Below are 24,231 nucleotides of genomic sequence, written 5' to 3'. Positions count from 1 at the left end.
AGCGACAGCGGGCTGAATGGTGGTTAAAACGTCATACAGGAATCCTCTGAAAGCGGAGCCGTTTCGTTCACGGGCTTGAAAAAGCGCCCAATGTATTCCAGGCTTATCTAACACGCTGATAAAAAAGAGGACGGAATATGAACAAGAATATGGCAGGAATTCTGAGTGCAGCGGCGGTATTAACCATGCTGGCGGGTTGTACGGCTTATGATCGTACCAAAGACCAGTTTGTACAGCCTGTGGTGAAAGACGTCAAAAAAGGCATGAGCCGGGCGCAGGTTGCACAAATTGCGGGTAAACCTTCGTCTGAAGTGAGTATGATTCATGCTCGTGGTACTTGCCAGACCTACATCCTGGGTCAACGTGATGGTAAAGCAGAAACCTACTTTGTCGCGTTAGATGATACCGGACATGTCATCAACTCCGGTTATCAGACCTGTGCTGAATACGACACTGATCCACAGGCTGCGAAGTAATCACTTCGTCTGAAAGCTTGAGTAACAACGGAAACCGGCCATTGCGCCGGTTTTTTTTGGCCTGTGTTCTTAATTATCTTCGCGAATTATTTGCCCGAAATGTGAAGAGGGTCATAACCACAGGTCAAGGAGAGACAATTTATAAGGTCAAAGAAATACTATTGCTCAGGTCTATACCGTATACTCCTTTCAGCCACAAAAAAAGTCATGTTGGTTTCGCAAGTTACCCAGAGCATGGAAGCAGGTTAAGGCTTGCGGAGTGTCTGGCTGACAGATAATCGTCGATGAGGGCAGTTTTATGGAAAAGAAACACATTTATCTGTTTTGTTCTGCGGGCATGTCTACCTCTTTACTGGTATCAAAAATGCGCGCACAGGCAGAAAAATATGAAGTTCCGGTCATTATTGAAGCATTTCCGGAAACACTGGCTGGTGAAAAAGGTCAGAATGCCGATGTCGTGTTATTAGGGCCGCAGATTGCTTATATGTTGCCCGAAATCCAGCGTTTGTTACCCAACAAACCGGTTGAAGTAATTGACTCGCTGCTTTATGGCAAAGTCGATGGTTTAGGCGTGCTTAAGGCTGCGGTTGCAGCGATTAAAAAAGCCGCAGCAAATTAATTTATTTTAAATTTTCCCGTCAAAGAGTTATTTCATAAATCAATACCGCAATATTTAAATTGCGGTTTTTAAGGGTATTTTTCTATGAGTAATGTTATTGCATCGCTTGAAAAGGTACTCCTCCCTTTTGCAGTTAAAATAGGAAAGCAGCCACACGTTAATGCAATCAAAAATGGCTTTATTCGCTTAATGCCGTTAACCCTTGCGGGGGCCATGTTTGTATTAATTAACAACGTTTTTCTAAGCTTTGGGGAGGGGTCGTTTTTTTATTCCTTAGGTATTCGCCTGGATGCCTCAACCATTGAAACACTTAATGGTCTGAAAGGTATTGGCGGCAACGTATATAACGGAACATTAGGGATAATGTCTTTAATGGCACCGTTCTTTATTGGCATGGCGCTGGCAGAAGAGCGTAAAGTCGATGCGCTGGCGGCTGGGTTGTTATCCGTTGCAGCATTTATGACCGTCACCCCTTATAGTGTCGGTGAGGCCTATGCGGTTGGCGCAAACTGGTTAGGTGGGGCGAATATCATCTCCGGGATTATTATTGGCCTGGTGGTGGCAGAAATGTTTACCTTTATTGTCCGCCGCAATTGGGTCATTAAATTGCCCGACAGCGTACCTGCTTCAGTATCGCGTTCCTTCTCGGCATTAATCCCCGGCTTTATTATTCTTTCCGTGATGGGGATTATTGCCTGGGCGTTGAATACCTGGGGTACCAATTTCCATCAGATCATTATGGATACCATCTCAACCCCACTGGCATCGTTGGGTAGCGTGGTGGGATGGGCCTATGTGATCTTTGTTCCACTGCTCTGGTTCTTTGGTATTCACGGCGCGCTGGCGCTGACCGCCCTGGACAACGGCATTATGACGCCGTGGGCGCTGGAAAATATCGCGACCTATCAGCAATATGGTTCCGTCGAAGCGGCGTTGGCAGCCGGTAAGACCTTCCATATCTGGGCCAAGCCGATGCTGGACTCCTTTATTTTCCTCGGTGGCAGTGGTGCGACTTTGGGTCTGATCCTGGCTATCTTTATCGCTTCTCGCCGTGCTGATTATCGTCAGGTGGCAAAACTGGCGCTGCCGTCCGGCATCTTCCAGATTAACGAACCGATTCTGTTTGGTTTGCCAATTATCATGAACCCGGTGATGTTTATCCCGTTTGTACTGGTACAACCGATTCTGGCGGCAATCACTCTGGCAGCGTACTACATGGGCATTATTCCTCCGGTGACCAATATTGCACCGTGGACCATGCCAACCGGTTTGGGAGCCTTCTTTAACACCAACGGTAGCGTCGCTGCATTGCTGGTCGCACTCTTCAACCTTGGTATCGCAACGTTAATTTATCTGCCCTTTGTTGTGGTGGCTAACAAAGCACAAAACGCGATTGATAAAGAAGAGAGTGAAGAAGATATTGCTAATGCCCTGAAATTTTAATCGATACCGGTACGGGTAATCGTGCCGGTAAGAATAGAGAGGAACGATGTATGATGGATCTCGAAAATATTCCCGATACGCAAACGGAAGCTGAAGAGCTGGAAGAAGTGGTGATGGGGCTTATCATCAACTCCGGACAAGCGCGCAGCCTGGCGTATGCGGCACTGAAACAGGCGAAGCAGGGCGATTTTGCCGCAGCAAAAACCATGATGGATCAGTCACGGATGGCATTGAATGAAGCGCATCTGGTACAGACGAAACTGATTGAAGGCGATGCGGGCGAAGGTAAGATGAAAGTGAGTCTGGTGCTGGTCCACGCTCAGGATCATTTAATGACGTCCATGCTTGCGCGTGAACTGATTACTGAATTAATTGAGCTTCATGAAAAACTGAAGGCATAAGGAGTCGATGATGCAGCCAGTGATTAACGCGCCGGAAATTGCCACTGCCCGAGAACAGCAGTTGTTTAATGGCAAAAATTTCCATGTGTTTATCTATAACAAAACTGAGAGTATCAGCGGACTGCATCAGCACGACTATTATGAATTTACTCTGGTATTAACCGGGCGTTATTTCCAGGAGATTAACGGTAAGCGCGTGTTACTGGAACGGGGCGATTTTGTTTTTATTCCGTTAGGTTCGCACCATCAAAGTTTTTATGAGTTTGGTGCCACGCGCATATTGAACGTTGGGATCAGTAAACGCTTTTTTGAGCAGCATTACCTGCCGTTGTTGCCTTATTGCTTTGTCGCTTCGCAGGTATACCGGACCAATAACGCTTTTCTCACCTATGTGGAAACCGTGATTTCTTCATTGAATTTCCGCGAAACAGGGCTGGAAGAGTTTGTTGAGATGGTTACTTTTTATGTCATTAACCGTTTGCGTCATTACCGCGAAGAACAGGTGATTGATGATGTACCGCAGTGGCTGAAAAGTACGGTAGAAAAGATGCATGATAAAGAGCAGTTTAGTGAATCGGCGCTGGAGAATATGGTGACGTTGTCAGCCAAATCACAGGAATATTTGACGCGAGCGACTCAACGATATTATGGCAAAACACCAATGCAGATTATTAATGAGATCCGTATTAATTTTGCCAAAAAACAACTGGAAATGACCAACTATTCCGTGACGGATATTGCGTTTGAGGCCGGTTATAGTAGCCCGAGCTTGTTTATTAAAACGTTTAAGAAATTAACGTCCTTTACGCCTAAGAGCTATCGTAAGAAATTGACTGAATTTAATCAGTAAGTCGTTATACCTGACAATTCACATATCTGTCCTGTTGCTGGATTATTTATGTCCGGGGGGGCAGATATGCCAGATATCAGTACTCTGTACTGAAGGGAGAGTTTATGAACCAGATATTAAAAGTCGTCACTATTGGTGGCGGGAGCAGCTATACCCCGGAGTTACTGGAAGGATTTATTAAGCGTTATCACGAATTGCCGGTCAGCGAATTATGGCTGGTGGATGTCGAAGGTGGTAAAGCTAAACTGGATATTATTTTTGATCTCTGCCAACGGATGATTGATAACGCTGGCGTCCCGATGAAGCTTTATAAAACGCTGGATCGCCGCGAAGCATTGAAAGATGCTGATTTCGTTACTACCCAACTGCGCGTAGGCCAATTACCGGCGCGCGAACTGGATGAACGTATTCCATTAAGTCATGGTTATCTTGGTCAGGAAACTAACGGCGCGGGCGGTTTGTTTAAAGGTCTGCGTACCATTCCGGTGATTTTTGACATCGTAAAAGATGTCGAAGAACTTTGTCCGAATGCATGGGTGATTAACTTCACTAACCCGGCGGGAATGGTCACTGAAGCCGTTTATCGTCATACCGGATTTAAACGCTTTATCGGCGTGTGTAATATTCCGATCGGCATGAAGATGTTTATTCGCGATGTTCTGATGCTGAAAGACAGCGATGATTTATCTATCGATTTGTTCGGCCTCAACCATATGGTGTTCATTAAGGATGTGCTGGTAAATGGCAAATCACGCTTTGCCGAATTGCTTGATGGTGTGGCATCCGGGCAGTTAAAAGCATCTGGCGTTAAAAATATTTTCGATCTGCCATTTAGCGAAGGCTTAATTCGTTCTCTGAATCTGTTGCCGTGTTCTTATTTGCTTTATTACTTCAAGCAAAAAGAGATGCTGGCTATTGAAATGGGCGAATACTACAAAGGCGGCGCACGAGCGCAGGTAGTACAGAAAGTCGAGAAACAACTTTTTGAGCTATATAAAAACCCGGAGTTGAATGTTAAGCCGAAAGAGCTGGAACAGCGCGGTGGGGCTTATTACTCTGATGCAGCGTGCGAAGTGATCAACGCTATCTACAACGACAAGCAAGCAGAACATTACGTTAATATCCCGCATCATGGGCATATTGATAATATTCCGGCAGACTGGGCGGTAGAAATGACCTGTACGCTGGGGCGCGATGGCGCGACGCCACATCCGCGCATTACGCATTTCGATGATAAAGTGATGGGGCTGATTCACACCATCAAAGGCTTCGAGATTGCTGCCAGCAACGCCGCACTTAGCGGGGAATTTAACGATGTGTTACTGGCGCTAAACCTTAGTCCGTTGGTGCATTCCGATCGCGATGCTGAGCTGCTGGCACGCGAGATGATTCTGGCGCACGAGAAATGGCTGCCAAATTTTGCCGACTGCATCGCAGAGCTTAAAAAAGCACATTAACCGAGGCTGATTATGGAACGCTTACTGATTGTTAATGCCGATGATTTTGGCTTAAGCAAAGGTCAGAACTACGGCATTATCGAGGCCTGTCGCAATGGGATTGTCACGTCGACGACGGCGCTGGTGAATGGGCAGGCTATTGACCATGCAGTGCAGTTGAGTCGTGATGAACCGAGTCTGGCCATAGGGATGCACTTTGTCCTTACTATGGGCAAGGCACTGACAGCTATGCCGGGGTTAACCCGCGATGGTGTGCTGGGAAAATGGATCTGGCAGTTGGCAGAAGAAGATGCTTTACCGCTGGAAGAAATTACTCAGGAGCTCGCCAGTCAGTATTTGCGTTTCATTGAGCTATTTGGACGCAAACCTACGCATCTTGATAGCCATCATCATGTGCATATGTTCCCGCAGATTTTCCCGATTGTTGCCAGGTTTGCGGCTGAAGAGGGGATAGCGTTGCGCATCGACCGTCAGCCGCTGTCTAACGTTGGTGATTTACTGGCTAATCTGCGCAGTTCGCAGGGATTCAGTAGCGCGTTTTATGGTGAAGAGATTAGCGAGACACTGTTCCTGCAAGTGCTTGATGACTCCAGTCATCGCGGCGAGCGCTCTCTGGAAGTGATGTGCCACCCGGCGTTTATCGATAATACGATTCGCCAGAGTGCTTATTGCTTCCCTCGGTTAACGGAACTGGATGTGCTGACTTCAGCGTCGTTGAAATATGCGATTGCTGAGCGTGGTTATCGGTTGGGTAGTTATCTTGATGTGTAAGTAAGGTGGTAAGGTCACTCCCCAGGGGGCGTGACCTTATCCATATTTACGCCGGGATTTTGTCAATCTTAGGAATGCGTGACCACACGCGGTGTGCTGCCATCAGCGTTAACAGTTCATCCATAAAACTACCATCGGCGCTGTCAGCTTCCACAATCCCTTCTTCACCCTGGTCAGCGACCTTGATTGTTGCTTTAAACTTGCGCGCGTCTCCTGCCAGCGCAATCGGTTTAAGGTGTTTGTAGGCTTCCATCAGGTAGTAGTTGGCATCGCCGTTGTCAGCGATATCCGCGATATTGCCGCAAGGGACAATAACCGCATCGACCGTTAGCGAAGGCGCTCCGGCAAATGTAGCGGCTATAGGCAGCACCGTACCGTCATCCGCAGTCACTTCACCCATTCGGGAGTAGAGCAGTTTGGCATGAACGCCTTTGGCCTTCAGCGCCTTGAGAATGGCCAGAAGGTCTGCCGATCTCACTTCATCATTAAGCAAAATCGCTACCACGCGACCTTTTACATCACCGTCAGGAATGGCGTACAGACTTAAGGATGGATCCTTTTTCAGACCGTTGACGTCCGGAGGCGGGGTGATATTCAGCTGGTCGTCAGTCAGTTCGATACCGAGATTTTTCGCCACCGCCTGGGCCAGAGTGAGATCAATATGCGCCAGCTGGTCAACAACGCGCTCACGAATATACGGACGAACTACTTTGCTTAACTCAAAGCTGAAACCATCGACAACATGGCGCTGCTCGAACGGCGTCTGACTTAACCAGAACAGGCGCGGATGAGAATAATATTCGCCAAATGACGGGCTACGTTCGCGCACCTTATTGCCTTCCACGCGCTCCTGATATGACTCAAAACCGCCACGTTTTGGCCCTGGTGGTGTTTCGCGCGGCCAGTTATCGTTGATCGAGTTGGGCTCGTAATTCGCCGGGTTAGTGTCGATACCCATGCGGTGCATGCCATCACGCTGGAAGTTGTGGTATGGGCAGGTCGGGCGGTTAATCGGAATTTCATGGAAATTGGGTCCGCCAAGACGACTGATTTGTGTATCGGTATAGGAGAACAAACGTCCCTGTAACAGGGGATCGTTGGTGAAGTCCAGACCAGGAACAATATGGCCTGGATGGAAAGCTGCTTGTTCGTTTTCGGCAAAGAAGTTATCCGGATTACGATTAAGCACCATTTTGCCAACACGCTGAACGGGCACCAGTTCTTCCGGGATAAGTTTAGTTGGATCAAGAAGGTCGAAGTCGAACTTAAATTCATCTTCTTCAGGAATCAACTGGAAGCCCAGTTCGTATTCCGGGAAATCACCCGCTTCAATCGCTTCCCACAACTCGCGGCGGTGGAAGTCCGGGTCACGTCCGGTTAGTTTTTGTGCTTCATCCCAAACCAGTGAGGCTTTACCGGCCAATGGTTTCCAGTGGAAACGTACGAACGTCGCTTTCCCTTCGGCATTAATCAGGCGGAAGGTGTGAATACCGAAGCCTTCCATGGTGCGATAGCTGCGCGGGATACCACGATCCGACATGGCCCACATCACGTTATGCAGCGTTTCCGGTTGCAGGGAAACATAATCCCAGAAGGTGTCGTGAGCACTTTGCCCTTGCGGAATTGCCCAATGCGGTTCTGGTTTTACCGCATGAACAAAATCAGGGAATTTATGCGCATCCTGGATAAAGAAGATTGGCGTGTTATTGCCAACAAGGTCAAAAATACCCTCTTCGGTATAGAACTTGGTGGCAAAGCCACGGATATCACGCACGGTATCGGCAGAGCCAGCACCACCCTGAACGGTAGAGAAACGTACAAATACTGGGGTGATTTTGTTAGGGTCTGACAGAAAATCCGCTTTGGTGATATCGCTTAAGCTTTTATATGGCTGGAAATAACCGTGAGCGGCTGAGCCGCGCGCATGAACAATTCGTTCCGGGATGCGCTCATGGTCAAAGTGAGTGATTTTCTCGCGCAGAATAAAATCTTCCAGCAGTGTTGGGCCACGGCTACCGGCGCGTAGGGAGTTTTGATCATCGGCGATGCGTACACCCTGGTTGGTGGTAAGTGCATAATTTTCACTACCTTTGCGAACGTCTTCCAGAGAATTGATTTTTTCGTTACGCGTATCAGGGGCTTTCAGACTCCCTGGCGCGGTTGGCTGCGCTCCCGGTGGCGTCGGTTCAGCCGCTGGACGATGAGATCCGTCCTCAGGTGCCAGTGAGTCCATCCCCGGTTTCGCTTCGCTGGAATCGTGTAGTGGTGACTGGTGCTGATGTGGGTTCTTTTCGTTATGTTGCGACATTGAACTCGTCTCCTTAATGTATTACTGAAAGGGCCGCTGTTTTGGTCAAAAAACTCTCTAACTATAGACCACCAGCCAGATCCCGCTTCGGAGACTATTCTGGAAACGGTGTTATGAAATACACGCAAAGCGGGACGTACAGGGGCTAAATCGGCTAAACTACAGTTTTTCTGATTTTTAATATGCGTTTAGTGAAGCCAGTAATGAAGAAACCGCTCCGTCAGCAAAACCGCCAGATTATTAGCTATGTCCCACGCACGGAACCCGCGCCGCCAGAACATGCGATAAAGATGGATTCGTTTCGTGATGTCTGGATGCTGCGTGGCAAATATGTTGCGTTTGTACTGATGGGAGAGTCATTTCTGCGCTCACCGGCGTTTACTGTGCCTGAATCCGCCCAGCGTTGGGCAAATCAGATCCGCCAGGAAGGGGAAGTGACTGAGTAAGGATTACGTACCTCCCGGTTTGGCCGGGAGTTACATGGCCTGAAATTCTGTATTTCGATGCAACATTCATTCAAATCACCTGTAACAAAAAGCTGCCTTTAACGATCTATTGCTATAAATAAGTGATCTTTTTTCTTTAATTGTTTATTTATTTTATAATAGTTAAGTTTAGCTAATCAGAATGAGCTATTTTTGATAGTTCATCCTGTGGCGTTGCCATTAAACTTATATTGTAAATTGCTTAGATTCAAATGAGATAATAATTTTGTTGAAATACGAGGTGGGAGATGTTTTCTACAAACTTAATACAGAGTGATTATGGTAATTTAAATATTAAAAACCTTGCCTTTAACTCTTTTAAAGAAAGGCTGCAGTCTACCATGACAGCACTCACTTTCTTCATATCAACGGGTCAATGTGCCTGCGATGAAATAGCAGAATCAAACTTCAATTATATGATTACCTATATGTCTAACATTAACTATGATGCCTCAAAGCCAGGAGCGCCAGCACTTAGTTTTGATACATATCTGCAGGACAATGTTAAATATAGAGTGATAATTAATAATCTTTATGGTAGTGAAATTAGGATAAGAGGTATTAATGAGAATTTTGTTGGGATGGATTTTACCTGTGAATTCCGACCAGAAAAAATGACCAATTTGATCAATATAAAAAACAGGTTGGTTATTCAGTATTTAAGAACGATATACTATGAACAAAATTATATACATCCTGTTGGGAGCATTTTTGCTGCGATTCAAAAAAATGAGAGTCTCCTAAAGTTTCCTTCGGTAATATCAATGCTTAATGTCAATCTTCTTTTTAATCCACTGAATCTTCCGGGAATGGGAAGTGGTGTGCTTGAAGAGATTATGAGCATTTCAGATAGTTCACTTAGAAAACGTCTTGGGTATGAGGTTTTAAGCTTCTCGCTACAAGCACATTCATTGAGTCAGGAATGTATTGATAAGTTAGCCATTTTTTTCGCTGACGATCTGTTTAAATATGAGTCAGTATGCATCGCCGCGATGGAACATTTAAAAAGTAAGGCAACGGCCCCTATACAAAACGGACCGTTGCCAGCATAAGAATTAACGGTGTGCCAGTTCGGCGTCGTCTTCGCTATCCAGAATGGCTTTATCGGTTTGCTTCAGCCACTGGCTGGTCAGCGTGCCAGCGGTCATCGAGCCACTAACGTTTAGCGCCGTACGGCCCATGTCGATAAGCGGTTCAACGGAGATTAACAATGCCACCAGCGTTACAGGCAGGCCCATCGCAGGCAGCACAATCAGTGCGGCGAAAGTTGCGCCACCACCGACACCGGCAACGCCTGCGGAACTAACGGTAACAATACCGACCAGCGTCGCAATCCACATCGGGTCCAGCGGGTTAATGCCAACCGTAGGCGCAACCATCACCGCCAGCATTGCCGGATACAAACCGGCACAGCCGTTCTGACCAATGGTCGCACCGAAAGAGGCGGCGAAACTGGCGATGGATTCAGGAACACCGAGTCGACGCGTTTGTGCTTCCACATTAAGCGGGATAGACGCAGCACTGGAACGGCTGGTAAAGGCAAACGTCAGTACTGGCCATACCTTACGGAAGTACTTCAGCGGGCTCACGCCATTAATGCCCAGCAGAAGGCCATGCACTGTAAACATAATCAGAAGACCGAGGTAGGACGCGACAACGAAACTTCCCAGTTTGATGATGTCTTGCAGGTTAGAACCTGCAACCACTTTGGTCATCAGCGCCAGAACGCCGTAAGGGGTCAGCTGCATGACCAGGCGAACCAGTTTCATCACCCAGCTTTGCAGGGTATCGATAGCGGTTAAGACGCGTTCACCTTTCGGCGCATCATCCTTCAGCAGCTTCAGCGCAGCTACGCCGAGGAATGCGGCAAAAATTACCACGCTGATAATTGACGTCGGATTGGCTCCGGTCAGATCGGCAAACGGGTTTTTCGGGATAAAGGACAAGATCAGCTGCGGAACGCTCAGGTCAGAGACTTTACCAACATAGTTACTTTCGATGGCGTTCAAACGTGCAGTTTCTGCACCACCCTGAACCAGACCTTCAGCCGTCAAACCAAACAGGTTGGTGACCAGCACACCGACCAGCGCCGCAATCAGCGTGGTAAACAAAAGCGTTCCGATGGTCAGAAAACTGATTTTGCCTAACTGTGATGCGTTATGCAGACGGGCAACCGCGCTCAGAATAGAGGCGAAGACTAACGGCATAACGATCATTTGCAGCAGTTGAACATAGCCGTTACCAACGATGTTAAACCACTGTACAGAATCTTTAAGTACCTGGCTGTCAGAACCATAAATGGTATGCAGGGCGAGGCCAAAAACCACACCCATCACCAGACCCACCAGCACTTTTTTCGCCAGACTCCACTGTTTATGGCGGGTCTGAGCCAGCGCAAACAGCAGTACAACGAACACCACGATGTTCGCAATTAATGGAAAGTTCATCCCCGTTCTCCTGATCTTATTATTTCTATCACTGCGTAGCAGTCATAGTGTTGGCGCAAGATTAACAGAACTGTGTGCTGGCTCTTATATTCAAATGGAATTGCTTATTCCAGAAAGGCGATTTTTGCCTTTTTAGTATTCAACCTGATGCTTAATAAGCCGATGAAACTGGATCTGCAAGGTATTGATCATTTGCGATGACCAACGAACAGCGCTGTTTTCGGGTAATGAATGGGGCATCCATACCGACCAGACAAATAATGCCATGCAGATAAAACGTTCCAGTTGGTTGCCCTTTTGGGGAACCAGGATAGGCAAGCGGAAACGCCAGCGGCATGGCCAGAGCAGGGGAACACCGGCGGGTGTCAGCATATCGGCAAGTATGTGGCTCAAATAACCCAGTACCATTCCCTGCAACGCATCAGCAGGAATAAACCAGCTTTCAGGAACCTTAAGGTAAAAGGTTGCCAGCAGCGCAAATACCGCCAGCAGACTGTGGGTAAAACCACGATGCCCAAAAGCGCGGGCGATCGGTTTTGATATCCACTTTAATCGCTGCCCAAGAAACGACTTTGGGTGATCGATGTCCGGTAACAAACACGTCAGGATTGCGGAAGGGACAATATGCCACCAGTCACCCTGTGCCAGCACGGGCGTCAGCTCGGCATTTTTGGCAAATACCGCACAAGCAATAGAAAAGAGAAGGTGACCTTCCGCCGTCATGATAAAACTCACTAAACTGTCGATACGTACAGTATAGGATTTTTATACAGTGCACGGAAGTAGTGACGGTGTAACTCTTTCTCTTAAATTGACGATTAATCCGCCAGTTGAATGCAAATTCAGATAAAGAACCAGGGGCAGCGTGATAACTGCCCTTGGTTATTAACCGAGAAGGTCTTTTGCGGTGAGTTCTGTCAGCGATGAGAGTTTGACGTTTGCTAATACAAAACGTGGATCATTTTGCGCTTCTGGCGCAGGAACGACGATGGAACGCATGCGGGCTGCTTTAGAGGCGATCATGCCATTTACCGAATCTTCCAGCGCTACGCAGGTCAGTGGGTCAACGCCCAGTTTTGCTGCGCAGTCGAGATATACTTGCGGATGCGGCTTGCTGTAAGGCAATTTTTCAGCCGAGGCGAGGGCATCGAAACTGTCGCGTAAGTCAAACATGGTCAACACTTTTTCCAGCATATGTAGTGGTGACGCGGAGGCCAGTCCCACCAATAAACCTTGTTCTTTGCATAACGCAACAGCTTCACGCACGCCTGGCAATAATGGGCGTGTCTCTTCAACCAGTGAAATGGCACGAGCAATAACCCGTTCTACTACTTCCTGACGGCTTGGACCATTCCAGGGTTGCCGGGCGTACCAAAGATCGACCACCATATCGATGCGTAAACCTAAGGTGTCCGGCAGCTCGTTACGACGGGATATATCCACCCCCAGGCTTGCCATCACATCCAGTTCAGCTCGATCCCATAAAGGTTCTGAGTCGATAAGTAATCCATCCATATCAAAAATTGCAGCAAGAATCTGACGCGGGGTTGACATTACAACCTCTCCTTTAGAGCATTATGTGTAAGGTATTAAGCCGTGCTTATGATTAAGCGCCTATCATATCGCCTTTAAAGAATGGGCGAAAACAGATATCTACAGGTAAACTAAGTGAAACGACGCGTCTTAATCAAGGAGAACTCATGACGTATCAACAAGCTGGACGCATTGCTGTTTTGAAAAGGATTTTAGGTTGGGTGATTTTTATACCTGCATTGATCTCTACATTGATTTCTTTGCTGAAATTTATGAATACCCGGCAGGAAAACCAGGAAGGCATTAATGCGGTCATGCTCGACTTTACTCATGTCATGATCGATATGATGCAGGCGAATACGCCTTTTTTGAATCTGTTCTGGTATAACTCCCCGACGCCCAATTTTAATGGTGGCGTGAACGTTATGTTCTGGGTGATTTTCATCCTGATTTTTGTCGGACTAGCGTTGCAGGATTCCGGTGCCCGGATGAGTCGCCAGGCGCGCTTCTTGCGGGAAGGTGTTGAAGATCAACTCATTCTGGAAAAAGCCAAAGGGGAAGAGGGGCTAACGCGTGAACAAATTGAGTCACGTATTGTTGTGCCGCACCATACTATTTTCCTGCAGTTTTTCTCGCTGTATATCCTGCCGGTTATTTGTATTGCTGCAGGTTATGTGTTCTTTTCTCTGCTGGGATTTATTTAACCAAAAGGCCGCACGGAGCGGCCATTATCCTCACCCCATATTATGCTGCTAATAATCTATCCAGTGACTGCTGAGCAATAACCAAATGCTGACCGCCAAATAACCTTGCACGATTTAACAGCGTGTAGAGTTGGTAAACCGGTTGACGTTCAAGGAAATCGGCAGGTAGCGGGGATACTGACTGATAGCCGTCATAGATTTGTGGCGGCTGTTCAGTATGCAGCGGTAACATCGCCAGGTCGCACTCTCGGTCACCCCAGTAGCAGGCCGGGTCGAAAATGTACGGGCCATCCGGACCCAGCGCACAGTTGCCGGACCATAAATCGCCGTGCAACAGAGAAGGCTGCGGTTGATGCGAGGCCAGACGCTGCTGAATATGCTCGACGATGGCATCGATATTGCCGAAAGCGATCCCTTTTTCTGCCGCCAGTTCCAGCTGCCAGCCAATCCGTTGTTCAGCAAAAAAAGTTGACCAGCGACGTTGCCAGGTGTTGGGCTGGGGAGTTGTGGAGATCGCGTTATCGAAATCGAGGCCAAATTGCGGTTGGTCGCTCCATTGATGTAAACGCGCAATTTGCTGACCAAGAATAAATGCGCTATGCGCATCCAGCGGGCGAGGTGGGAGATAATCCATCACCAGAAAACTGTAGTCACGGTCAGCGCCAACTGCCCAAACCTTAGGCACGGTGACGGTTTTACTACGCGACAGTAACTCCAGTTGGTCGGCTTCGGCGGTAAAACCGGGAAGCAGTTCCCTTTCATCACATTTGACGAAAAAGTCACGTCATGCATAGCGCAAATGCCATGCGGCATGGACTTCTCCGCCAGGCAGTTCATTACGCAGTTCGATTTCGCCTTCACCTAACTGCTCGCTCAAAAGACGACTGATTGCCTGCCACATGATGTCTCTCCCATGTTGTCTGCCAGATCATAAGGTTAGCGCAAGAATGCGGTGTAAAAACACGAGCTAACGCACACCACAGACTGATTATTGCCCAAAAACCATTTATTTTCTGTTGCTATTCCATTCCTCCCAGGTCGTGATGGTGATTTCAGGATCTTTGCCGGTTGCACTTTGGGTAAGCCCCGAAACCAGTTCTCTAATTTCTTCTTCACTTTGGGTACTGATAAGTCCAAAAGTGTTAGTCCCCAGCTCATGGATATTTCCATCATCATCCGTCATGGTGAGCAAAAAACCGTCGCGAGTCAGGTAATTATTCAACTCGTTAATTTCAGTCAATGTATCCTCGTGCAACATGACGGTTATGACATAACGGACAAGATCGCCACTGGCCATAGTTCACCCCTTTGTTATCACATGACTTTTGAGCATAGTCGGAGAAACGCGTTGCCGACAGGTTGGTGGTGATTCCCCCAATGCAGGGGGAATGTTTCAGTTAGCGGGAAAGGTAAGCGTAAATTTTTTGTGTATCGTCATGGGAGCACAGGCGTGTTCCCTGATTGAGTGTGGCTGCACTCCCCGCAGCTACGCCAAAACGGACCATCTCTTCAAGAGAGGCATTTTCTGCCAGTTTCAGTGTCATCGCGCCGACCATGCTGTCACCAGCGCCAACGGTGCTCTGGCTTTTCACCGGTGGTGGCACAACCTGAATGCAGTTTTCACTATCAACGCCCAGCGCCCCTTGTGGACCCAGGGAAACGACAACTCGTTTGGCCTTGCCGCTATTAACGATTTCCTGCGCGGCTTTGCGGACATCGTCTGGCTGGGTGAGTTCGCGATTCACCAGCGCACTGAGTTCTTTTTGGTTAGGCTTAACCAACTCGATGTTACCAATCGCCAGTGCTGCACTTAACGCTTCGCCAGAACTGTCGACGATACAGCGGATCCCTTGGTTTTGCGCAGCGGAAATCAGTTGGGTTAATTTTTCTAGCTTCACACCTGGCGGCAGGCTTCCGCTTATGACCAGGATAGCACCGGATTCAATTTCCAGAACTTGCTCTTCAAGCTGGCGAAACTCATCTTCACTTAATGCCGCGCCTGGCATGACAAAACGATACTGCTCACCGCTTGCTTCCACATGTACGTGTAAATTCTGCCGGGTCCAGTCTTTGGCTTCTACAGTAGCGACGGGGACATTTTCATCTGCCAACAGTGAAACCAGATGTTCGCCGGTCGCACCACCCGCCGGGAAGATCGCTGTGGCACTGCCTCCAAGATGGGCAATGGCGCGGGCGACGTTGATGCCGCCGCCTCCGGGTTCGAATACCGGTGCGGTACAGCGCAGCTTTCCTTCGGGATAAATTTGCGGGGTAATTGTTGCGCTATCGAGAGAGGGCGCAAGTGTCAACGTATAGATACGTACCATCATTTCCTCCTATAGGCTGATTTCAGTCTGGCACCGAATCAGCGGAAAGTGAAGAAATTAACAATATGATTTATTAGAGCTTTATTTAAAATTTTGCAGATAAATATATATAAATAAAAATCTGTTTTCGCCACATGCTTATTCAAAAAATGAAATAAGAATATATTGCTAAGTTATTCGCGCCTTTTTATAATTCGTTACCTTTCCAGGGACGCTAATCTTTGATCCTTAAGAAAGTTTCCGGGACCGCGAAGGTCTCTTTTTTTGTTGTACGGACTCTTGATAAATGAAGCTTTTGAAGACAGTTCCTGCCATCGTTATGTTGGCGGGGGGCATGTTTGCGTCACTGAATGCAGCTGCCGATGATTCCGTTTTTACTGTCATGGACGATCCTGCCAGCGCTAAAAAACCTTTCGAAGGTAATCTGAATGCAGGATATCTTGCACAATCAGGCAATACGAAAAGCTCCTCACTTACGGCTGACACTACCATGACCTGGTATGGACATACCACTGCCTGGTCGCTGTGGGGGAACGCCAGTAATACCTCTTCTAATGATGAGCGTTCTTCAGAAAAATATGCGGCGGGCGGGCGTAGCCGTTTTAATTTAACTGATTATGACTATTTATTTGGGCAGGCAAGCTGGCTGACAGACCGTTATAACGGCTATCGAGAGCGCGATGTGTTGACCGCGGGTTATGGTCGCCAGTTTTTGAATGGCCCGGTACACAGTTTCCGCTTTGAATTCGGTCCAGGTGTGCGTTACGACAAATATACCGACAATGCCAGTGAAACCCAGCCGCTGGGTTATGCCTCCGGGGCTTATGCATGGCAGTTGACTGACAACGCTAAATTTACGCAGGGTGTTTCCGTCTTTGGCGCGGAAGACACAACGCTGAACTCTGAAAGCGCATTAAATGTTGCTATTAATGAACATTTTGGACTGAAGGTGGCTTACAACGTCACATGGAACTCTGAACCTCCAGAGTCTGCACCGGAACATACCGATCGTCGGACAACCTTATCGCTGGGCTACAGCATGTAACATTATCTGCCGGACCGTAGTATGCGGTCTGGCTGTTTTCGTTTGTCACTGCTCAGCCCCAAATCATTGCTGCCCAACGTAGCAACAACATAGCGCCACAGATTGCCAGTAGCACCACCACCATCTTCCAGTGTTTTTTATCAAAGCGTTTAGTCGGCATACCAGTGTCCTGCATATCTCTTGTGCGTGATAACGGAGTGTAACAAAAGGGACAGGCAACAAGGGATTTTTTGCAATTGCAGCCGTCGGGTGGCGTTGTGCACCCGGTCACTGTTATTGAGTTTAAAGTATATGTATCAACATATACATCGTAAATATTTAGTTATAAATACGCCTGTAGTTCATCTGGACTAAAGCTCAGGCTTTGGCTGATTACATTTATAGCTGCATAATATATTTCTACCGTTTTATAATGATTATGATGAATGGCTATATGAACAGCTGATATGTTGTCATGATTTTTAGCGGCCAACAGTGTGAATAACTGATGTTGACTAAAAGAATATTTTTTTGCAAAAGTACACAGCGTCGATATATAAGATAGCACGACGTCTTCATTACCCTTGCTCATGGCGATGTATAAAGCAGGGGTTCCATGTGCTGTTGCGCCTTTTAATAAATCCATGATATTAATTTTACTGAGGTTATATATAAAGGCGATTCCATAAATTTTTGAGAGGAACCGTGTGACACACAAAGGGTGATTATTTTCCATTGCAGCGAATAATCCTGGTTCACCGTCGTGTATTTTCATTGCTAAAATATCCATTACCAGCTTTTTGTTTAAAAGCTCTTGTGCTATTGGAGTGGTTAATGTATTAAGGAAGATATTGATTATTTCATCGAATCCATACAACATGGTAATGTAGAGTCCAGGTGTGTCATTGGCACTTTTAGTTTGCAGTAACTTAACTAGATTATTTTTATGAATGATGCGACTATTTACCAGTGACTGAATTTCTTGCATAAATATTTTTACGTTGTCAGTATGTCCGTTCATCATAGCCAGAAATAAAGCAGGAGTACCAACGCTATTCTGCGCAGTTATTATTTTAATGATTTCTTTTTCAGGGAGTATGCGCAACTGTTTGAATAATGTAATAAGCTGTTGAGTCTGTCCTGTGGCCATTATTAACAACATTGCCGATGGATGTATAGGGGCAAATGGCATTCGTGTCGCAATACCCGCGAAAATAGCCGCTGGAACTCCCTCAGGTAATAGAGGGAGAATTGCAATTGCACAGTTGCGAACATACATATCAGCCCAGGTCTGAGCATCGGGACCTGAACTGATGAACTTATCAAGCGAGACAAAGCCTCGTGCTGTCCTGTGGGTGCCTCTGACGGCAACATTGGTGTCGTTCGGATCGTAAACGGACACAACATAATTTAACTGTCCATCCGCTGCCAACTTTATTCGTAGCCTTACTGATAAAGTATGATTGTCTATATATAAAATCGCGGACATATGACTGACATTGTTTGCCATCATTCGACAGAAGAAAATATCTAAAGCGAAGCCAAAATCCTTACTCGCGATAACGCGACTCCCTGCAGGAGGATGGCGAAGTAATGCTCTGAACTCCGCGTCCCGGACTATAGGGACATGCTGTTGTATGGATTCAACGGAGGAGTAATGTTTAATCAGGTTGACTTTGCCTTTTCCATTGCCCAATGAATCAATGGCGTATTGTAATGACAGATGGCGACAAAAAATAGCGTCAGAAGGAGATTGCAAAAAAAATGCACTACCATTGAGATTTACTGTTGGTTGTATAGTTTTTTCTCTATGGTTTTTTTTTGACAGCTTCATGCAATGGTTACGTTTTTCGGCAGTTGACTGTTCCTGTTCAATATAATCCAGTATGCTTCGCAAATGGTTAGCTTTAATGGGCGTGGTTTCCAGAAGTAAGGAAATGATTTCTTTTTTATAGTGTAATGTAATGAGTATATTTTCTGCATGGATGGGGGAAGTGGCAAAGTTAATGATAAAAAGGGCAGTGGAATAACAATTTTGTGATATTTTTCGACAGCTTGCGGTAAATTCCTGAGTAACACAGTATGACAGCGTCGAACTTAAATCAGAGGTATCAAGTAGGGTGATGAGCTGGCGCGCAAATTGATTAATAGGCTCTGCTGAAGGCGTTGGTATGTCGCTATCGATGTGCACTCTATGAGGAGACTTATAATGAGTTCTGATAATGATATCGTTTTCACTCATAATCTATTCGCCTTATATATGTCTGGAGGTTTTGAGTATGATGATTAATTATTATCGCCAGAACGAAATGTGCACGAAAAATTGCTATAAGAATTGTGTCACTTTTATCATTGCGATATGACCAGTTCGTCATTAATCTCATGATCGTTTAAATACCACCGCCAAATAGCGCAACGAACTTTGCTGGATTCAGTTTATCTGCGTAAATCCGCTCGCAGTAAACCTTTCAGACGCTGCGTGATGTTATCAGTGGTTCTTTAAGCGTTTTGCTGGTGTACTCACTACAAACGAATTGCGAATCGAATCAATGTGAAACGGAAAGGTACAATCTCCCTTTTTTTAGTGTTAACATCGTTCAACCGGGTGGAAGGTGAGAGGTTAATGTCTTTCATTTGTGTACCTGATTGCGAACCAATTTAGCATTTGTTGGCTAGATGGTTTCGCAATGAACTGTTAATAAACAAATTTTTCTTTGTATGTGATCTTTCGTGTGGGTCACCACTGCAAATAAGGATATAAAATGCCTGTTATAACTCTTCCTGATGGCAGCCAACGCCATTACGACCACGCTGTAAGCCCCATGGATGTTGCGCTGGACATTGGTCCAGGTCTGGCGAAAGCCTGTATCGCAGGGCGCGTTAATGGTGAACTGGTTGATGCTTGCGATCTGATTGAAAACGACGCACAACTGTCGATCATTACCGCCAAAGACGAAGAAGGTCTGGAGATCATTCGTCACTCCTGTGCGCACCTGTTAGGGCACGCGATTAAACAACTTTGGCCGCATACCAAAATGGCAATCGGCCCGGTTATTGACAACGGTTTTTATTACGACGTTGATCTTGACCGCACGTTAACCCAGGAAGATGTCGAAGCACTCGAGAAGCGGATGCATGAGCTTGCTGAGAAAAACTACGACGTCATTAAAAAGAAAGTCAGCTGGCATGAAGCGCGTGAAACTTTCGCCAACCGTGGGGAGAGCTACAAAGTCTCCATTCTTGACGAAAACATCGCCCATGATGACAAGCCAGGTCTGTACTTCCATGAAGAATATGTCGACATGTGCCGCGGTCCGCACGTACCGAACATGCGTTTCTGCCATCATTTCAAACTGATGAAAACGGCAGGGGCTTACTGGCGTGGCGACAGCAACAACAAAATGTTGCAACGTATTTACGGTACGGCGTGGGCAGACAAAAAAGCGCTAAACGCTTACCTGCAGCGTCTGGAAGAAGCCGCGAAACGCGACCACCGTAAAATTGGTAAACAGCTCGACCTGTACCATATGCAGGAAGAAGCGCCGGGTATGGTCTTCTGGCACAACGACGGTTGGACCATCTTCCGTGAACTGGAAGTGTTTGTTCGTTCTAAACTGAAAGAGTACCAGTATCAGGAAGTTAAAGGTCCGTTCATGATGGACCGTGTTCTGTGGGAAAAAACCGGTCACTGGGACAACTACAAAGATGCAATGTTCACCACGTCTTCTGAGAACCGTGAATACTGCATTAAGCCGATGAACTGCCCGGGTCACGTACAAATTTTCAATCAGGGGCTGAAGTCTTATCGCGATCTGCCGCTGCGTATGGCCGAGTTTGGTAGCTGCCACCGTAACGAGCCGTCAGGTTCGCTGCATGGCCTGATGCGTGTACGTGGTTTTACCCAGGATGACGCGCATATCTTCTGTACTGAAGAACAAATTCGCGATGAAGTTAACGGATGTATCCGTTTAGTCTATGATATGTACAGCACTTTTGGCTTCGAGAAGATCGTCGTCAAACTCTCCACTCGTCCTGAAAAACGTATTGGCAGCGACGAAATGTGGGATCGTGCTGAGGCGGACCTGGCAGTTGCGCTGGAAGAAAACAACATCCCGTTTGAATATCAACTGGGTGAAGGCGCTTTCTACGGTCCGAAAATTGAATTTACCCTGTATGACTGCCTCGATCGTGCATGGCAGTGCGGTACAGTACAGCTGGACTTCTCCTTGCCGTCTCGTCTGAGCGCCTCCTATGTGGGTGAAGACAACGAGCGTAAGGTACCGGTAATGATTCACCGCGCAATTCTGGGGTCGATGGAACGTTTCATCGGTATCCTGACCGAAGAATTCGCTGGTTTCTTCCCGATCTGGCTTGCGCCGGTTCAGGTTGTTATCATGAATATTACCGATTCACAGTCTGAATACGTTAACGAATTGACGCAAAAACTATCAAATGCGGGCATTCGTGTTAAAGCAGACTTGAGAAATGAGAAGATTGGCTTTAAAATCCGCGAGCACACTTTGCGTCGCGTCCCATATATGCTGGTCTGTGGTGATAAAGAGGTGGAATCAGGCAAAGTTGCCGTTCGCACCCGCCGTGGTAAAGACCTGGGAAGCATGGACGTAAATGAAGTGATCGAGAAGCTGCAACAAGAGATTCGCAGCCGCAGTCTTAAACAATTGGAGGAATAAGGTATTAAAGGCGGAAAACGAGTTCAAACGGCGCGCCCTAACCGTATCAATGGCGAAATTCGCGCCCAGGAAGTTCGCTTAACAGGTCTGGAAGGCGAGCAGCTTGGTATTGTGAGTCTGAGAGAAGCTCTGGAGAAAGCAGAAGAAGCCGGAGTAGACTTAGTCGAGATCAGCCCTAACGCCGAGCCGCCGGTTTGTCGTATAATGGATTACGGCAAATTCCTCTATGAAAAGAGCAAGTCTTCTAAGGAACAGAAGAAAAAGCAAAAAGTTATCCAGGTTAAGGAAATTAAATTCCGTCCTGGTACAGATGAAGGCGACTATCAGGTAAAACTCCGCAGCCTGATTCGCTTTCTCGAAGAGGGTGATAAAGCCAAAATCACGCTGCGTTTCCGCGGTCGTGAGATGGCGCACCAGCAAATCGGTATGGAAGTGCTTAATCGCGTGAAAGACGATTTGCAAGAACTGGCAGTGGTCGAATCCTTCCCAACGAAGATCGAAGGCCGCCAGATGATCATGGTGCTCGCTCCTAAGAAGAAACAGTAAGGCCTTCAAGTAGCACTGTCTGTGGAGCCTTTGGGCTTCACAGGCATTGTTCGCCTTTGTTTCGTTTATTAACAATGCGAAGTGGAAGTTATTAAAATGCCAAAAATTAAGACCGTACGCGGTGCTGCTAAGCGCTTCAAAAAAACCGGTAAAGGTGGTTTTAAGCACAAGCACGCTAACCTGCGTCACATTCTGACCAAAAAAGCGACCAAACGTAAACGTCACCTGCGTCCGAAAGCCATGGTTTCCAAAGGCGATCTGGGCCTGGTAATCGCGTGCCTGCCGTACGCATAAGCCGTTAACGTTTTTTAACTTTTTAATTAGAATATAGATACAGGAGAGCACATATGGCTCGCGTAAAACGTGGTGTTATTGCACGCGCACGTCACAAGAAAATTTTGAAACAAGCTAAAGGCTACTACGGTGCGCGTTCTCGCGTATACCGCGTTGCCTTCCAGGCTGTTATCAAAGCTGGTCAGTATGCTTACCGTGACCGTCGTCAACGTAAGCGTCAGTTCCGTCAACTGTGGATTGCGCGTATCAACGCAGCAGCACGTCAGAACGGTATTTCTTACAGCAAATTCATCAATGGCCTGAAAAAAGCCTCTGTTGAAATCGACCGTAAGATCCTGGCTGATATCGCAGTATTCGACAAAGTAGCGTTCACCGCTCTGGTTGAAAAAGCGAAAGCAGCTCTGGCATAAGCCAGTTGAAAGAGGGAGCTAGTCTCCCTCTTTTCGTTTCAACGCCATCAAAACATTGACTTTTATCGCCGTAGCCTTTTCAATAAAGGTCTTTTGAAAAGTACCAAAAGGTAACGCAAGCAATGAATGCTGCTATTTTCCGCTTCTTTTTTTACTTTAGCACCTGACTCCAGGAGGCTAGCGCGTGAGAAGAGAAACGGAAAACAGCGCCTGAAAGCCTCCCTGTGGAGGCTTTTTTTGTATGCGCGTTTTGAAAAATAAAAAGCCTGTCTCATCAGGCGTAATTGTCGCAGCCAGTCTGGGCACGGCCAGCGCGGAGAAACCGGAGCGTACTTAAGTACGTGAGGATTTCGAGCACTGCCCGGGACCAAAATGGCAAGTAAAATAGCCTGATGGGATAGGCTCTAAGTCCAACGAACCAGTGTCACCACTGACACAATGAGGAAAACCATGTCACATCTCGCAGAACTGGTTGCCAGTGCGAAGGCGGCCATTAGCCAGGCGTCAGATGTTGCCGCGTTAGACAATGTGCGCGTCGAATATTTGGGTAAAAAAGGGCACTTAACCCTTCAGATGACGACCCTGCGTGAGCTGCCGCCAGAAGAACGCCCGGCAGCCGGTGCGGTTATCAACGAAGCGAAAGAGCAGGTTCAGCAGGCGCTGAATGCACGTAAAGCGGAACTGGAAAGCGCAGCGCTGAATGCGCGTCTGGCTGCGGAAACGATTGATGTCTCCCTGCCGGGTCGTCGTATTGAAAACGGCGGTCTGCATCCGGTGACCCGTACCATCGACCGTATCGAAAGTTTCTTCGGTGAGCTTGGCTTTACCGTGGCAACCGGGCCGGAAATCGAAGACGATTATCATAACTTCGATGCTCTGAACATTCCTGGTCACCACCCGGCGCGCGCTGACCACGACACTTTCTGGTTTGACGCTACCCGCCTGCTGCGTACCCAGACCTCTGGCGTACAGATCCGCACAATGAAAGCTCAGCAGCCACCGATTCGTATCATCGCGCCTGGCCGCGTTTATCGTAACGACTACGACCAGACTCACACGCCGATGTTCCATCAGATGGAAGGTCTGATTGTTGATACCAACATCAGCTTTACCAACCTGAAAGGCACGCTGCACGACTTCCTGCGTAACTTCTTTGAGGAAGATTTGCAGATCCGCTTCCGTCCTTCCTACTTCCCGTTTACCGAACCTTCTGCAGAAGTGGACGTCATGGGGAAAAACGGTAAATGGCTGGAAGTACTGGGCTGCGGGATGGTGCATCCGAACGTGCTGCGTAATGTTGGCATCGATCCGGAAGTTTACTCTGGTTTCGCCTTCGGGATGGGGATGGAGCGTCTGACTATGTTGCGTTACGGCGTCACCGACCTGCGTTCATTCTTCGAAAACGATCTGCGTTTCCTCAAACAGTTTAAATAAGGCAGGAATAG

25 protein-coding genes, 1 pseudogene and 1 other annotated feature are annotated in these 24,231 nt (G+C 47.3%); of the genes and pseudogenes, 17 read left to right on the top strand and 9 right to left on the bottom strand.

Features of this window, described 5'->3' with window-relative positions:
• The first annotated feature begins 137 nt into the window (after positions 1-137).
• The 7 genes from osmE (at position 138) to chbG (ending at position 6,017) form a co-directional block, all read left to right on the top strand.
• Positions 138-476 (top strand): osmotically-inducible lipoprotein OsmE, encoded by a 339-nt coding sequence (gene osmE / locus QUE74_RS11645; protein ID WP_001039044.1) that lies wholly within the window; start codon positions 138-140, stop codon positions 474-476.
• Positions 477-774: 298 nt separating this feature from the next.
• On the top strand, positions 775-1,095 hold the full coding sequence (gene chbB / locus QUE74_RS11640; RefSeq protein ID WP_000412169.1) for a PTS N,N'-diacetylchitobiose transporter subunit IIB: 321 nt from the start codon (positions 775-777) through the stop codon (positions 1,093-1,095).
• A gap of 84 nt (positions 1,096-1,179) precedes the next feature.
• A complete protein-coding gene (gene chbC / locus QUE74_RS11635) occupies positions 1,180-2,538 on the top strand; it encodes a PTS N,N'-diacetylchitobiose transporter subunit IIC (RefSeq protein WP_000073041.1) in 1,359 nt (452 codons plus the stop codon).
• Between the two features lie 50 nt (positions 2,539-2,588).
• Complete coding sequence (gene chbA, locus QUE74_RS11630; protein ID WP_000968929.1) at positions 2,589-2,939, top strand: PTS N,N'-diacetylchitobiose transporter subunit IIA; 351 nt, start codon at positions 2,589-2,591, stop codon at positions 2,937-2,939.
• 7 nt (positions 2,940-2,946) lie between these two features.
• Positions 2,947-3,789 (top strand): transcriptional regulator ChbR, encoded by an 843-nt coding sequence (chbR, locus tag QUE74_RS11625; RefSeq protein WP_000983653.1) that lies wholly within the window; start codon positions 2,947-2,949, stop codon positions 3,787-3,789.
• Between the two features lie 104 nt (positions 3,790-3,893).
• Complete coding sequence (celF, locus tag QUE74_RS11620) at positions 3,894-5,246, top strand: 6-phospho-beta-glucosidase (protein ID WP_001071840.1); 1,353 nt, start codon at positions 3,894-3,896, stop codon at positions 5,244-5,246.
• A 12-nt stretch (positions 5,247-5,258) separates the two neighbouring features.
• The gene (gene chbG, locus QUE74_RS11615) at positions 5,259-6,017 is read left to right on the top strand and encodes a chitin disaccharide deacetylase (RefSeq protein ID WP_000440428.1); all 759 of its coding nucleotides are present in this window, start codon (positions 5,259-5,261) and stop codon (positions 6,015-6,017) included.
• Between the two features lie 46 nt (positions 6,018-6,063).
• Here the strand turns inward: chbG and katE are convergent, their stop codons facing one another.
• Complete coding sequence (gene katE / locus QUE74_RS11610; protein WP_000077828.1) at positions 6,064-8,325, bottom strand: catalase HPII; 2,262 nt, start codon at positions 8,323-8,325, stop codon at positions 6,064-6,066.
• 182 nt (positions 8,326-8,507) lie between these two features.
• Here katE and cedA point away from each other — a divergent pair, with 182 nt between their 5' ends.
• A complete protein-coding gene (gene cedA, locus QUE74_RS11605; RefSeq protein WP_001241561.1) occupies positions 8,508-8,771 on the top strand; it encodes a cell division activator CedA in 264 nt (87 codons plus the stop codon).
• A 287-nt stretch (positions 8,772-9,058) separates the two neighbouring features.
• Complete coding sequence (locus QUE74_RS11600; protein ID WP_001354710.1) at positions 9,059-9,862, top strand: hypothetical protein; 804 nt, start codon at positions 9,059-9,061, stop codon at positions 9,860-9,862.
• A gap of 3 nt (positions 9,863-9,865) precedes the next feature.
• On the opposite strand, the gene tcyP is transcribed toward QUE74_RS11600, so the two are convergent.
• From tcyP to hxpB, 3 genes are all read right to left on the bottom strand, one after another.
• Entirely contained in the window at positions 9,866-11,257 is a 1,392-nt protein-coding gene (gene tcyP, locus QUE74_RS11595; RefSeq protein WP_001010691.1) for a cystine/sulfocysteine:cation symporter, read from the bottom strand.
• 132 nt (positions 11,258-11,389) lie between these two features.
• Positions 11,390-11,980, bottom strand: coding sequence for a metal-dependent hydrolase (locus tag QUE74_RS11590; protein ID WP_001295408.1), 591 nt, complete (start codon positions 11,978-11,980; stop codon positions 11,390-11,392).
• 162 nt (positions 11,981-12,142) lie between these two features.
• Positions 12,143-12,811 (bottom strand): hexitol phosphatase HxpB, encoded by a 669-nt coding sequence (gene hxpB, locus QUE74_RS11585; protein WP_000106834.1) that lies wholly within the window; start codon positions 12,809-12,811, stop codon positions 12,143-12,145.
• Between the two features lie 146 nt (positions 12,812-12,957).
• Between hxpB and QUE74_RS11580 the strand changes: the two genes are divergently transcribed.
• A complete protein-coding gene (locus QUE74_RS11580; RefSeq protein WP_000222172.1) occupies positions 12,958-13,494 on the top strand; it encodes a YniB family protein in 537 nt (178 codons plus the stop codon).
• 40 nt (positions 13,495-13,534) lie between these two features.
• Here QUE74_RS11580 and QUE74_RS11575 read toward each other — a convergent pair.
• From QUE74_RS11575 to pfkB, 3 genes and pseudogenes are all read right to left on the bottom strand, one after another.
• Positions 13,535-14,395 (bottom strand): annotated as a pseudogene (locus tag QUE74_RS11575) (fructosamine kinase family protein).
• A gap of 105 nt (positions 14,396-14,500) precedes the next feature.
• Positions 14,501-14,791, bottom strand: a complete 291-nt coding sequence (ghoS, locus tag QUE74_RS11570; protein ID WP_000146149.1) for a type V toxin-antitoxin system endoribonuclease antitoxin GhoS — start codon at positions 14,789-14,791, stop codon at positions 14,501-14,503.
• Positions 14,792-14,891: 100 nt separating this feature from the next.
• Positions 14,892-15,821 carry a 6-phosphofructokinase II gene (gene pfkB, locus QUE74_RS11565; RefSeq protein WP_000251742.1) on the bottom strand — a complete coding sequence of 310 codons (930 nt, stop codon included), beginning with the start codon at positions 15,819-15,821 and terminating at the stop codon, positions 14,892-14,894.
• 286 nt (positions 15,822-16,107) lie between these two features.
• Between pfkB and QUE74_RS11560 the strand changes: the two genes are divergently transcribed.
• Entirely contained in the window at positions 16,108-16,866 is a 759-nt protein-coding gene (locus tag QUE74_RS11560; RefSeq protein ID WP_000771391.1) for a DUF481 domain-containing protein, read from the top strand.
• 52 nt (positions 16,867-16,918) lie between these two features.
• Here the strand turns inward: QUE74_RS11560 and yniD are convergent, their stop codons facing one another.
• A complete protein-coding gene (gene yniD / locus QUE74_RS11555; RefSeq protein WP_001142445.1) occupies positions 16,919-17,026 on the bottom strand; it encodes a small membrane protein YniD in 108 nt (35 codons plus the stop codon).
• 162 nt (positions 17,027-17,188) lie between these two features.
• On the bottom strand, positions 17,189-19,087 hold the full coding sequence (locus QUE74_RS11550; protein WP_001293432.1) for a ShET2/EspL2 family type III secretion system effector toxin: 1,899 nt from the start codon (positions 19,085-19,087) through the stop codon (positions 17,189-17,191).
• 520 nt (positions 19,088-19,607) lie between these two features.
• Here QUE74_RS11550 and thrS point away from each other — a divergent pair.
• The 6 genes from thrS to pheS all read left to right on the top strand — a co-directional run bounded on the left by thrS (position 19,608) and on the right by pheS (position 24,220).
• Entirely contained in the window at positions 19,608-21,536 is a 1,929-nt protein-coding gene (gene thrS / locus QUE74_RS11545) for a threonine--tRNA ligase (protein WP_001144198.1), read from the top strand.
• A gap of 3 nt (positions 21,537-21,539) precedes the next feature.
• Positions 21,540-22,082 carry a translation initiation factor IF-3 gene (gene infC / locus QUE74_RS11540; RefSeq protein ID WP_001700733.1) on the top strand — a complete coding sequence of 181 codons (543 nt, stop codon included), beginning with the start codon at positions 21,540-21,542 and terminating at the stop codon, positions 22,080-22,082.
• Between the two features lie 96 nt (positions 22,083-22,178).
• Positions 22,179-22,376, top strand: coding sequence for a 50S ribosomal protein L35 (rpmI, locus tag QUE74_RS11535; RefSeq protein ID WP_001124225.1), 198 nt, complete (start codon positions 22,179-22,181; stop codon positions 22,374-22,376).
• Positions 22,377-22,429: 53 nt separating this feature from the next.
• Positions 22,430-22,786, top strand: a complete 357-nt coding sequence (gene rplT / locus QUE74_RS11530) for a 50S ribosomal protein L20 (RefSeq protein ID WP_000124850.1) — start codon at positions 22,430-22,432, stop codon at positions 22,784-22,786.
• 116 nt (positions 22,787-22,902) lie between these two features.
• Positions 22,903-23,027 (top strand) — a sequence feature (Phe leader region).
• Positions 22,909-22,953 carry a pheST operon leader peptide PheM gene (gene pheM / locus QUE74_RS11525; protein ID WP_001386830.1) on the top strand — a complete coding sequence of 15 codons (45 nt, stop codon included), beginning with the start codon at positions 22,909-22,911 and terminating at the stop codon, positions 22,951-22,953. (Overlaps the previous feature by 45 nt.)
• A 209-nt stretch (positions 23,028-23,236) precedes the next feature.
• Positions 23,237-24,220: a phenylalanine--tRNA ligase subunit alpha gene (gene pheS, locus QUE74_RS11520; protein ID WP_000018588.1), complete on the top strand. Its 984-nt coding sequence runs from the start codon at positions 23,237-23,239 to the stop codon at positions 24,218-24,220.
• Positions 24,221-24,231: the final 11 nt, after the last annotated feature.

Origin of the sequence: Escherichia sp. 10290 (assembly GCF_030295155.1) — a bacterium.
Classification (GTDB): domain Bacteria; phylum Pseudomonadota; class Gammaproteobacteria; order Enterobacterales; family Enterobacteriaceae; genus Escherichia; species Escherichia coli_F.
This window is presented reverse-complemented; position numbering and strand designations above follow the sequence as displayed.

What these genes read in the sequence shown, in the direction of transcription:
- osmE (WP_001039044.1), top strand. Translation starts at nt 138, where the DNA reads ATGAACAAGAATATGGCAGGAATTCTGAGTGCAGCGGCGGTATTAACC.
- chbB (WP_000412169.1), top strand. Translation starts at nt 775, where the DNA reads ATGGAAAAGAAACACATTTATCTGTTTTGTTCTGCGGGCATGTCTACC.
- chbC (WP_000073041.1), top strand. Translation starts at nt 1,180, where the DNA reads ATGAGTAATGTTATTGCATCGCTTGAAAAGGTACTCCTCCCTTTTGCA.
- chbA (WP_000968929.1), top strand. Translation starts at nt 2,589, where the DNA reads ATGATGGATCTCGAAAATATTCCCGATACGCAAACGGAAGCTGAAGAG.
- chbR (WP_000983653.1), top strand. Translation starts at nt 2,947, where the DNA reads ATGATGCAGCCAGTGATTAACGCGCCGGAAATTGCCACTGCCCGAGAA.
- celF (WP_001071840.1), top strand. Translation starts at nt 3,894, where the DNA reads ATGAACCAGATATTAAAAGTCGTCACTATTGGTGGCGGGAGCAGCTAT.
- chbG (WP_000440428.1), top strand. Translation starts at nt 5,259, where the DNA reads ATGGAACGCTTACTGATTGTTAATGCCGATGATTTTGGCTTAAGCAAA.
- katE (WP_000077828.1), bottom strand. Translation starts at nt 8,325, where the DNA reads ATGTCGCAACATAACGAAAAGAACCCACATCAGCACCAGTCACCACTA.
- cedA (WP_001241561.1), top strand. Translation starts at nt 8,508, where the DNA reads ATGCGTTTAGTGAAGCCAGTAATGAAGAAACCGCTCCGTCAGCAAAAC.
- QUE74_RS11600 (WP_001354710.1), top strand. Translation starts at nt 9,059, where the DNA reads ATGTTTTCTACAAACTTAATACAGAGTGATTATGGTAATTTAAATATT.
- tcyP (WP_001010691.1), bottom strand. Translation starts at nt 11,257, where the DNA reads ATGAACTTTCCATTAATTGCGAACATCGTGGTGTTCGTTGTACTGCTG.
- QUE74_RS11590 (WP_001295408.1), bottom strand. Translation starts at nt 11,980, where the DNA reads ATGACGGCGGAAGGTCACCTTCTCTTTTCTATTGCTTGTGCGGTATTT.
- hxpB (WP_000106834.1), bottom strand. Translation starts at nt 12,811, where the DNA reads ATGTCAACCCCGCGTCAGATTCTTGCTGCAATTTTTGATATGGATGGA.
- QUE74_RS11580 (WP_000222172.1), top strand. Translation starts at nt 12,958, where the DNA reads ATGACGTATCAACAAGCTGGACGCATTGCTGTTTTGAAAAGGATTTTA.
- ghoS (WP_000146149.1), bottom strand. Translation starts at nt 14,791, where the DNA reads ATGGCCAGTGGCGATCTTGTCCGTTATGTCATAACCGTCATGTTGCAC.
- pfkB (WP_000251742.1), bottom strand. Translation starts at nt 15,821, where the DNA reads ATGGTACGTATCTATACGTTGACACTTGCGCCCTCTCTCGATAGCGCA.
- QUE74_RS11560 (WP_000771391.1), top strand. Translation starts at nt 16,108, where the DNA reads ATGAAGCTTTTGAAGACAGTTCCTGCCATCGTTATGTTGGCGGGGGGC.
- yniD (WP_001142445.1), bottom strand. Translation starts at nt 17,026, where the DNA reads ATGCCGACTAAACGCTTTGATAAAAAACACTGGAAGATGGTGGTGGTG.
- QUE74_RS11550 (WP_001293432.1), bottom strand. Translation starts at nt 19,087, where the DNA reads ATGAGTGAAAACGATATCATTATCAGAACTCATTATAAGTCTCCTCAT.
- thrS (WP_001144198.1), top strand. Translation starts at nt 19,608, where the DNA reads ATGCCTGTTATAACTCTTCCTGATGGCAGCCAACGCCATTACGACCAC.
- rpmI (WP_001124225.1), top strand. Translation starts at nt 22,179, where the DNA reads ATGCCAAAAATTAAGACCGTACGCGGTGCTGCTAAGCGCTTCAAAAAA.
- rplT (WP_000124850.1), top strand. Translation starts at nt 22,430, where the DNA reads ATGGCTCGCGTAAAACGTGGTGTTATTGCACGCGCACGTCACAAGAAA.
- pheS (WP_000018588.1), top strand. Translation starts at nt 23,237, where the DNA reads ATGTCACATCTCGCAGAACTGGTTGCCAGTGCGAAGGCGGCCATTAGC.